At 49.3% G+C, this 2,127-nt stretch carries 1 pseudogene; it reads left to right on the forward strand.

The window, feature by feature from the left end:
- Positions 1-44: 44 nt before the first annotated feature.
- Positions 45-2,127, forward strand: a pseudogene (locus ACFO8Q_RS23790) (hypothetical protein); the annotation flags it as partial.

Raw genomic sequence — 2,127 nt, forward strand, 5'->3', positions numbered from 1 at the left:
ACAAGCACTCTTTCCAGTATGACCCTGTACTGCGGAAAACAATTATGACTGACCCGAAAGGCAACAAGACTCTGTACTTTTACGATGAAAAGTACCGTCTGGTTGCCACAACAGATGCGTTAGGTCAGACCACCCGTCAAAGTTATGATGAAAAAGATAATTTGCAAAGCATCACAGACAAAGCGGGGCATACGACGTATTTCCAATACGACCAGTGCGGAAACCTGATTTCGGCAACGAATGTCAATGGGGATTCCACCAGATTCTCATATAACGACAAGAATCTCATCACTTCCATGGTCAAGCCGGATGGCAGCATCTACCGCTTCGACTATAATGAGAAGGGGAACTTGATCACCGTTCTGGATCCCCTGAACAACCGAGTCTCCCTCACCTATGATAAGGCCGGAAACCTGGTGAAGGAGACGAGCGGAACCGATCATGCTGCCAAGTTTATTTATGACGCCAACGGGAATTTGGTGGCCTCTGAAGACTCATTGGGCAACAAAACACAATATGAAATGGACAGCCTCAACCGGCTTGTCAAGGTAATCGATCCGAAAGGGAATTCGAGTCAGATCGAATACGACATCCGGGATCGAATTGTAAAGATTACGGATGCTGCAGGTGCAACCACGTCGTTTGAGTACGACAATAACAATAACCTTCAATCGGTTACCGATGCGTTGGGAAAGACCACCCGGTACGAGTTTGACAAGTCGAACAACCTGGTTGCCGTGATTGACGCACTGGGCAACCGCACCGCTATGTCGTATAACGAAACCGATAAATTGGTGTCGATTGCAGACGCTCTCGGGAACACAACCCGTTATGAGCGGGATGCCTTGGATCGAATCGTGAAAGTCATCGATCCTGCCGGGGCTGCGACTTCCCTTGCATACACGGCAAACGATCAGATTCAGTCTGTCACCAAACCGAATGGTGCAAAAACTCAGTTCGTATACAATGTGCTTCAGCAAATGGAGCAGATCACCGATCCTTCCGGTGCGTTAACCCGTTTTGAGTACGACAAAAACGGGAACATGATCCGCCGTACCGATGCCAAAGGAAATTCAACCTTGTTCAGCTACGATGCGGTTGGCCATATCGTGTCTATGAAAGATGCGCTGGGCAATACCACTCGTCTGACTTATGACCCGCACGGTCAGATCAGCAAGGTGGAGAAACCGAACGGGGCTCAATTCTCGTTCCTGTACGATGAAGCCCAACGGTTGACGCAAATTCTGGACCCGTATGGTCATACAACGAAATTCGAAAGAGATGAAAACGGAAATGTGATCAAAAGCATCGACGCAAAAGGGGCCGAAACCCGGTATGCGTTTGATGTACGCAACCGCTTGGTGGAGATTCTTGACGCAACCGGGGCGAAAACGCAGTTCGAATATGATCTGCTTGGCCGAGAGATCAGCCAAACCGATCCGAACGGGCATAAGACCCAGTTTCAATATGACCCGCTCGGCAGGATGGTTGCGGTGAGGGATGCGCTGGGGAACAAGACCGAGTATCAATATGATCCGGTCGGCAATCTCACGTCGATCCTTAATGCAAACGGGCAGACCACGAACTATTCGTATGATGCCCGCAAGAAATTGACCAGCGTCATCGATGCAATTGGTCAAACTCAATCGTTCCGTTATGACGGAAACGGAAATCTCGTTGAACACACCCGTCAGAATGGTGAGAAAGAGGCTTACCAATACGATATCCGCGATTTGTTGACGGGTATTGTCTATCCCGATGGCAGCCAGGTCAAAAACACATATGATGAACTTGGCCGCCGGATTCAGATGGAAGGTTCGGAGGGTGTCACTACTTATAATTTTGACGCTCTCAGCCGGATCACGAAGGTCACCAACTTTGACGGCCAAAGCATGGAATACTCATATACGGCAACCGGCAAGCGGGCGTCCATCAAATATCCGGACGGCAAACAGGTCGCATATGAATTCGATCGGATGGATCGCATGGTCAAAGCGAACACCTGGATGGGATCTGTCACCTACAAGTATAACGAGGTGGGAGACCTGGTGGAATCCATTCTGCCAAACGGCGTAAAAATCACCGCTTCCTATAATGCCGTTGACCGCCTTGTTGAACAGATGTCAG

This window comes from Effusibacillus consociatus (assembly GCF_042652925.1).
GTDB classification, from domain to species: domain Bacteria; phylum Bacillota; class Bacilli; order Tumebacillales; family Effusibacillaceae; genus Effusibacillus; species Effusibacillus consociatus.